Genomic DNA, 6593 nt, shown 5'->3' with positions numbered 1-6593 from the left:
ATCCAGCGCCGCCTCGTCGGCCCCCGAGCGTGCCGCACCGGGCGGCCCGCGCTCGCCGCCCGCGCCCGGCAGGTCGCTGCGAGCACGAGCGCAGCGGGTGTGGAGGAGGGCCGACTGGGCCACAATGGGGGCATGAGCTTCGACCGGGTCCTCGATGCACCCGGCATGTTCCGCATCTGCTTCGTCTGCACGGGCAACATCTGCCGCTCGCCCATGGCCGAGGCCATCTTTCGCGAACTCATCCGCGCGCGCGGCTGGGAGCAGCACGTGGGCGTGCACTCGGCGGGCACGGGCGAGTGGCACGTGGGCGAGAGCAGCGATCCGCGCACGGTCGCCTCGCTGCGGGCCCGCGGCTACGACGGCGGCGGCCATCGCGCCCGGCAGTTCGATGTGACGTGGTTCGAGGGCCTCGACCTCATCATCGCCTTCGACCGCACCCACGAGCGCATCCTCAAATCGTGGGCGCCCGACGACGACGCCCGGGCGAAGGTGCACCTGCTGCTGAGCTTCGACCCCGAGGCCGGCGGCGCGCTCGACGTGCCCGACCCCTACTACTCCGACGCGGCGATGTTCGACGCCGTGCTCGGCATGATCGAGCGGTCGTGCCTCGCGCTCTTCCGCCAGCTCGAACCCGGCATACGACAGGGAGTCGTCTCATGAGCCCGCTCAGCATCCAGCCCCTCAGCCCGCTCGACGGGCGCTACCAGGCCCAGGTCGCCGCGCTCGGCGAGCACCTGAGCGAGGCGGGGCTCAACCGCGCCCGTATTCAGGTCGAGGTCGAGTGGCTGATCCACCTCACCGACGCCGAGCTGTTCGGCGCGCGCCGGCTCACGGCCGACGAGGCACGGCAGCTGCGCGCGATCGTCACCGAGTTCGGCGACGACGACATCGCCGACCTCGCCCGCCGCGAGGCCGTGACGCGCCACGACGTCAAGGCCGTCGAGTACCTCGTGCGCGACAAGCTCGCGACGCTTGGCCTCACCGAGATCGCCGAGCTCACGCACTTCGCCTGCACGAGCGAAGACATCAACAACCTCGCCTACGCCCTCACGATCCGCGCGGCCGTGCGCGATGTCTGGATGCCCCGCGCCCGCTCGCTCGTCGAGACCCTGCGCGCCCTCGCTCTCGAGCTGCGCGACCAGCCGATGCTCGCCCACACGCACGGCCAGCCCGCGACGCCCACGACGATGGGCAAAGAGCTCGCCGTCACGGTGCACCGCCTCGAGCTGCTGCTCGCCTCGGTCGACGAGGTCGAGTACCGGGGCAAGTTCTCGGGGGCCACCGGCACCTTCTCGGCGCACCTCGCCGCCGACCCCGACCACGACTGGATCAGCGCATCCCGCGACTTCGTCACGGGCCTCGGCCTCACCTGGAACCCGCTCACGACGCAGATCGAGTCGCACGACTGGCAGGCGCAGCTCTACCAGCGCATCAGCCACGTCGGCCGCGTGCTGCACAACCTGTGCACCGACGTGTGGAGCTACATCTCGATGGGCTACTTCCGGCAGATCCCCCAGCCGGGCGCGACGGGCTCGTCGACCATGCCGCACAAGATCAACCCCATCCGCTTCGAGAACGCCGAGGCGAACCTCGAGCTCGCGAGCGCCCTGCTCGACTCGCTCGCCGCGACCCTCGTGACCTCGCGCCTGCAGCGCGACCTCACCGACTCGACGACGCAGCGCAACGTGGGCGTCGCGCTCGGGCACTCGCTGCTCGCGCTCGACAACCTCATCAAGGGCCTCGGCGAGATCGCGATCGATCCGGATGCCCTGGCTCGCGATCTCGAGGGCAACTGGGAGGTGCTCGGCGAGGCGATCCAGACGGTCATCCGCGCCGAGGTCACCGCGGGCCGCAGCTCGATCGCCGACCCCTACGCGATGCTCAAAGAGCTCACGCGGGGTCACCGCATCGGCGGCGACGAGCTGCGCGCCTTCGTCGAGGGGCTCGACATCTCGGCCGAGGCCAAGGCCCGGCTCGTGGCGCTCACGCCGGCGGGCTACACCGGCGCCGCATCCCGCCTCGTCGACTTCGTCGACCCCGCACTCGGCGAGTAGCGGCGACCGCGGCTCAGTCGTTCTTGGTCTCGGGCTCGCGCTCGCCGTCGCCCGGGCGGTTGGGGGTGATCGCGAGCATGAGCATCGCGAGCACGACGAGATCGAGCACGAAGGTGCCGCCGAACACGATGAGCGAGAAGATCGGCTCGCGCGTGACCATGAGGGTGATGAGCCCGACGAAGACCGCGACGAGCGCCGCGAGGCCGACGAGCTCGCCGGGGCCGAGCGTGACGCGGGGGCGGGGTTCGGTCATGAGGCGGTGCTCTCTTTCACGAGGGGCGTCCACTTGAGACTGAGGCCGGCGATGAGCAGAAAGATGCCGAGCACGACGGCATAGGCGCCGAAGAAGCCGACGGCGCTCACCGAGTCGCCGACGAGGGCGAGCACGATCGCGAGAGCGAGCGTGCCGGCACCGATGATGACGGCGTCGCGCGCGAGCGGGCTGACACCGCGGTGGCGCATGCCCCACACGAGCTCGAGCGCGCCCGCGAGCACGGCGTACCCGCCGACGAGCAGCAGCAGCACGGGCAGGCCGCCCCCGAGGGTCGCGACCGCGACGAAGGCGAGCGCACCGGCGACTCCCGCGACGATCGCGAGGCCGCGGTGCAGTGCCCGCGCAGGCTCGGCCGCGGTCTCGCGCCAGCCCGCGACGAGCAGCGCGAGAGCGGTGGCGAGCCCGAAGACGCCGAGCATCGTCAGGCCGAGGGCGGGGGAGTGGTCGGCCGTGAAGGTGATGATGACGCCGACGGCGATCGCCGGCACAGCCCGCAGCACGGGGGCGAGCCACCCAGAGCGCTCGGCAGCGGTCGAAGTGGGCTCGGCGGTCATTGCTCCATCGTAGAGCGGCGAGACCGAGAGGCTCCTGCGACCCGGGGCGGTCGAGGGCTCAGCGGTGAGGCGCTCAGATGCGCGGCATGTCGGCGAAGCGCGAGAAGTGCCCGTGGAAGCCGACCGTGATCGTGTCGGTCGGGCCGTTGCGGTGCTTGGCGACGATGAAGTCGGCCTCGCCCGCGCGCGGGTTCTCTTTCTCGTAGGCGCTCTCGCGGTGCAGCAGAATCACCATGTCGGCGTCTTGCTCGAGCGACCCCGACTCGCGCAGGTCGCTGAGCGCGGGCTTCTTGTCGGCGCGCTGCTCGGGGCCGCGGTTGAGCTGGGAGAGTGCGACGACGGGCACCTGCAGCTCTTTCGCCATGAGCTTGAGCGCGCGCGAGAACTCGCTGACCTCCTGCTGACGGCTCTCGACGCGCTTACCGCTCGTCATGAGCTGCAGGTAGTCGATGATGACCATCTTGAGGCCGACCTTCTGCTTGAGGCGGCGGCACTTGGCGCGGATCTCGACGAGGGTCATGTTGGGGCTGTCGTCGATGTAGAGGGGGGCGTCGTTGATGCGCCCGCGCGTGGCCGCGATCGTCGTCCAGTCGCGGGCGTCGACCGTGCCCTTGCGCATGGCCTGCAGCGGCACCGAGGCCTCGGCCGAGAGCAGGCGCATCGCGATCTCGCTGCGCCCCATCTCGAGCGAGAAGATGATCGTCGGCAGGTCGTGCTTGATGGCGGCGGCGCGCGCGAAGTCGAGGGCGAGGGTCGATTTGCCGAGTGCCGGACGCGCGGCGACGAGCACGAGCTGGCCGGGGTGCAGACCGTTGGTCAGTGCATCCAGATCATGAAAGCCCGTGGGCACGCCCGTCATCTGGCCGTCGCGGCCCTTGGCGGCCTCGATCTCGTCGATCGCGGTCGTCACGGCCTCGGTGAGGGGGATGAAGTCTTCGGCCTCGACACCGCCCGCGACCTGGTAGATCTCGGCCTGCGCGTTGTTGACGAGGTCGGTGACCTCGCCCTCGGACGCGTAGCCCATCTGCACGATGCGCGTACCCGCCTCGACGAGGCGCCGCAGCACGGCCTTCTCGGCGACGAGCGAGGCGTAGTAGCCCGCGTTCGCGGCGGTCGGCACGATGGCCGTGAGCGTGTGCAGGTAGTCGGCACCGCCGGCGCGGCTGAGCGCGCCCGACTTCGTGAGCTCGTCGGTGACGGCGATGACGTCGGTGGGCTCGCCGTGCGAGTAGAGCGTGAGGATCGCCTCGAAGATCACCTCGTGCTTGGGGATGTAGAAGTCGATGCCCCGCACCGATTCGATGACGTCGGCGACCGCGTCTTTGCTCAGCAGCATGCCGCCGAGTGCGCTCTGCTCGGCGAGCAGGTCGTGCGGCGGCACGCGATCGTGCGAACGGGCGTCGCTCGAGGGCCGGGATTCGGGGGCGCGCGAGTCGGACGCGGTCGAGATGTGCGCGATCGACATGTGCCCCTCCTCCCCGTTCGCGACGCCGTGCCTCAGGTCTACTGCCGACCACTGACGGCGGCCTCGACGACGCGCCAGCGGCGGCGGTTCGTCGTGCGCGCCCACCCTAGGAACCGGGCGCCCGCAGCCTCAAATCAGGCCTGTGGATAACTGTGTGGAATCGTGCGGAGAAACGCCGTGCTCCGTGTGAGCAAGGTGTGGAAAGTGCTGTGCACTCTCAACGAGTTGCTGCGTCGATACCGGCTCTGACCAGGCCTTCAACTGTGCACACGGTGTGTGGAGAAAGAGGGTTCAACCGTGCCATGAGACTTGCCGATGCCGGCGGCCGAGCTGTGGACGAACACGCCGACGAGCCCTTGACAGCGGGATGCAGAAAGCGGTACCCGCGCCGAGGCGCGAGTACCGCTTTCGAGCGCTGCGATGACTACTTCGCGGCCACGACCGAGATCGTGATGGTCGCGACGATGCCGTCGCGCAGCTTGAGGATCGCCTCGTGCTGGCCGAGCCCCTTGATGGGCGCGACGAGCTCGAGCAGGCGCTTGTCGATCGAGCCGAGACCGGCAGCGGCCACCGCGTCGGCGATGTCGCCGGTCTTGACCGAGCCGAACAGGCGGCCCTCGGCGCCCGCCTTGACGGCGAGCGTGACCGGGTTGGCCTCGAGGCGGGCCTTGAGATCCATGGCCTCCTCGATCGTGGCGTGCTCGCGCGCGGCGCGGGCGGCCTTGATCGAGTCGACCTGCTTCTCGCCACCGCGGCTCCACGCCACGGCGAGACCCTGCGGGATGAGGTAGTTGCGGGCGTACCCGTTCTTGACCTCGACGACGTCGCCGGGCGCACCGAGACCGGTGACGTCCTGCGTGAGGATGAGCTTCGACATCAGGTACTCCTATCGGCCCGCGCCGGCGTACGGAAGCAGGGCCATCTCGCGCGCGTTCTTGACGGCGCGGGCGATGAGGCGCTGCTCCTGCACGGAGACACCGGTGATGCGACGGGCGCGGATCTTCCCGCGCTCCGAGATGAACTTGCGGAGGGTCGCGACGTCTTTGTAGTCGATGACGCCGACGCGGATCGCCTTCGCGGGAGCGGCGTTCTTCGCGCCCTTGCCCCCGCGCGGCTTGCGGCGGTCGCCGCTGCTCTTGCCAGCCATGTGGTTGTCCTTTTCTTACGGGATGTTCAGTGGTGATCCGGTGCGCGACCGGATCAGAAGGGAGTGTCGTCCGAGAACGAGCCGGGAGTGTTCCACACGTCGCCGCCGGCGGCAGGAGCGCCGCCCGCCGCGGGTGCGCCCCAGGGCTCGTCGGCGATCGGAGCGCCACCGCCCCGGCCGCCGCCCATGGCGCCGCCGGTGCTCGCGCTGCGCGTCACCTGAGCGGTGGCGTAGCGCAGGCTCGGGCCGATCTCGTCGACCTCGAGCTCGATGGTGGTGCGCTTCTCGCCCTCTTTCGTCTCGTACGACCGCTGCTTCAGGCGACCCTGCGCGATGACGCGCGAGCCCTTGGTCAGCGACGAGGCGACGTGCTCGGCGAACTCTCGCCACACGCTCGCGCGCAGGAACAGCGCCTCGCCGTCCTTCCACTCGTTCGACGCGCGGTCGAACGAACGGGGGGTCGAGGCGATAGTGAAGTTCGCGACGGCGAGTCCGCTCTGCGTGTACCGCAGCTCGGGGTCGGCGGTCAGGTTGCCGACAACGGTGATGATCGTCTCGCCGGCCACGACTACTCCGCGGCCTTGGCGGTCGAGGCGGCCTTCGTCGCGGCGACCGCCGCGCGAGCGGCCTTCGCCTCGGCGCGGGCCGTGTTCTCGGCGGCGATGGACGCAGCGCGGGCGACGGCCTCTTCGGTGCGCAGCACCTTGGTGCGCATGACGGCCTCGCTGAGCTTCAGCTGGCGGTCGAGCTCTTGCGTCGCGGCCGAGGTCGCCGAGAAGTTGACGACGGCGTAGATGCCCTCGGTCTTCTTGTTGATCTCGTACGCGAGCCGGCGACGGCCCCAGATGTCGACGTTCTCGATGGTGCCGCCGTCGTTCCGGATCACGCCGAGGAACTTGTCCAGGCTCGGAGCGACAGTGCGCTCATCGATCTCCGGGTCGAGAATGACCATCAATTCGTACTGATGCATGACTCACCCACCTCCTTCGGACTCGAACGGCTGCAGACGGTCTGCAGCAGGAGGGTTATGGCATCGTTCGCCACCGCGCGCCAGAGCGGCGGGGCAACCTGCAGAGTCTAGTCGGATGCGGAGCCCGAC

9 protein-coding genes are annotated in these 6593 nt (G+C 69.9%); 2 read left to right on the top strand and 7 right to left on the bottom strand.

All coding sequences use genetic code 11. The annotated features are described in order from the left end of the window. The coding region (locus ACK4HH_RS10180) for a low molecular weight protein-tyrosine-phosphatase (protein ID WP_409651335.1) at nucleotides 1-660 on the top strand (660 nt) is incomplete at its 5' end. Further along, a complete protein-coding gene (gene purB, locus ACK4HH_RS10175; protein ID WP_409651333.1) occupies nucleotides 657-2054 on the top strand; it encodes an adenylosuccinate lyase in 1398 nt (465 codons plus the stop codon). The genes ACK4HH_RS10180 and purB, both read left to right, overlap by 4 nt. A gap of 13 nt (nucleotides 2055-2067) precedes the next feature. On the opposite strand, the gene ACK4HH_RS10170 is transcribed toward purB, so the two are convergent. The 7 genes from ACK4HH_RS10170 to rpsF all read right to left on the bottom strand — a co-directional run bounded on the left by ACK4HH_RS10170 (nucleotide 2068) and on the right by rpsF (nucleotide 6464). Next, nucleotides 2068-2307, bottom strand: coding sequence for a hypothetical protein (locus tag ACK4HH_RS10170; RefSeq protein WP_409651331.1), 240 nt, complete (start codon nucleotides 2305-2307; stop codon nucleotides 2068-2070). Further along, a complete protein-coding gene (locus tag ACK4HH_RS10165) occupies nucleotides 2304-2882 on the bottom strand; it encodes a hypothetical protein (protein ID WP_409651329.1) in 579 nt (192 codons plus the stop codon). The genes ACK4HH_RS10170 and ACK4HH_RS10165 overlap by 4 nt, the downstream gene beginning before the upstream one ends. Before the next feature lie 73 nt (nucleotides 2883-2955). After that, nucleotides 2956-4347 carry a replicative DNA helicase gene (gene dnaB / locus ACK4HH_RS10160; RefSeq protein WP_409651327.1) on the bottom strand — a complete coding sequence of 464 codons (1392 nt, stop codon included), beginning with the start codon at nucleotides 4345-4347 and terminating at the stop codon, nucleotides 2956-2958. 424 nt (nucleotides 4348-4771) lie between these two features. Beyond that, the gene (rplI, locus tag ACK4HH_RS10155; protein ID WP_409651325.1) at nucleotides 4772-5224 is read right to left on the bottom strand and encodes a 50S ribosomal protein L9; all 453 of its coding nucleotides are present in this window, start codon (nucleotides 5222-5224) and stop codon (nucleotides 4772-4774) included. Between the two features lie 9 nt (nucleotides 5225-5233). After that, complete coding sequence (gene rpsR, locus ACK4HH_RS10150; RefSeq protein WP_047561128.1) at nucleotides 5234-5494, bottom strand: 30S ribosomal protein S18; 261 nt, start codon at nucleotides 5492-5494, stop codon at nucleotides 5234-5236. A gap of 53 nt (nucleotides 5495-5547) precedes the next feature. Further along, a complete protein-coding gene (locus ACK4HH_RS10145; RefSeq protein WP_409651323.1) occupies nucleotides 5548-6060 on the bottom strand; it encodes a single-stranded DNA-binding protein in 513 nt (170 codons plus the stop codon). A 2-nt stretch (nucleotides 6061-6062) separates the two neighbouring features. Next, a complete protein-coding gene (gene rpsF, locus ACK4HH_RS10140; protein WP_255160609.1) occupies nucleotides 6063-6464 on the bottom strand; it encodes a 30S ribosomal protein S6 in 402 nt (133 codons plus the stop codon). Between the last annotated feature and the right edge of the window lie 129 nt (nucleotides 6465-6593).

This window comes from Microcella sp., assembly GCF_046296455.1.
Taxonomy (GTDB): domain Bacteria; phylum Actinomycetota; class Actinomycetes; order Actinomycetales; family Microbacteriaceae; genus Microcella.
The sequence above is the reverse complement of the archived record's forward strand: the minus strand, read 5'-3'. Positions and strand labels throughout refer to the sequence as shown.

What these genes read in the sequence shown, in the direction of transcription:
- dnaB (WP_409651327.1), bottom strand. Translation starts at nt 4,347, where the DNA reads ATGTCGATCGCGCACATCTCGACCGCGTCCGACTCGCGCGCCCCCGAA.
- rplI (WP_409651325.1), bottom strand. Translation starts at nt 5,224, where the DNA reads ATGTCGAAGCTCATCCTCACGCAGGACGTCACCGGTCTCGGTGCGCCC.
- purB (WP_409651333.1), top strand. Translation starts at nt 657, where the DNA reads ATGAGCCCGCTCAGCATCCAGCCCCTCAGCCCGCTCGACGGGCGCTAC.
- rpsR (WP_047561128.1), bottom strand. Translation starts at nt 5,494, where the DNA reads ATGGCTGGCAAGAGCAGCGGCGACCGCCGCAAGCCGCGCGGGGGCAAG.
- rpsF (WP_255160609.1), bottom strand. Translation starts at nt 6,464, where the DNA reads ATGCATCAGTACGAATTGATGGTCATTCTCGACCCGGAGATCGATGAG.
- ACK4HH_RS10165 (WP_409651329.1), bottom strand. Translation starts at nt 2,882, where the DNA reads ATGACCGCCGAGCCCACTTCGACCGCTGCCGAGCGCTCTGGGTGGCTC.
- ACK4HH_RS10170 (WP_409651331.1), bottom strand. Translation starts at nt 2,307, where the DNA reads ATGACCGAACCCCGCCCCCGCGTCACGCTCGGCCCCGGCGAGCTCGTC.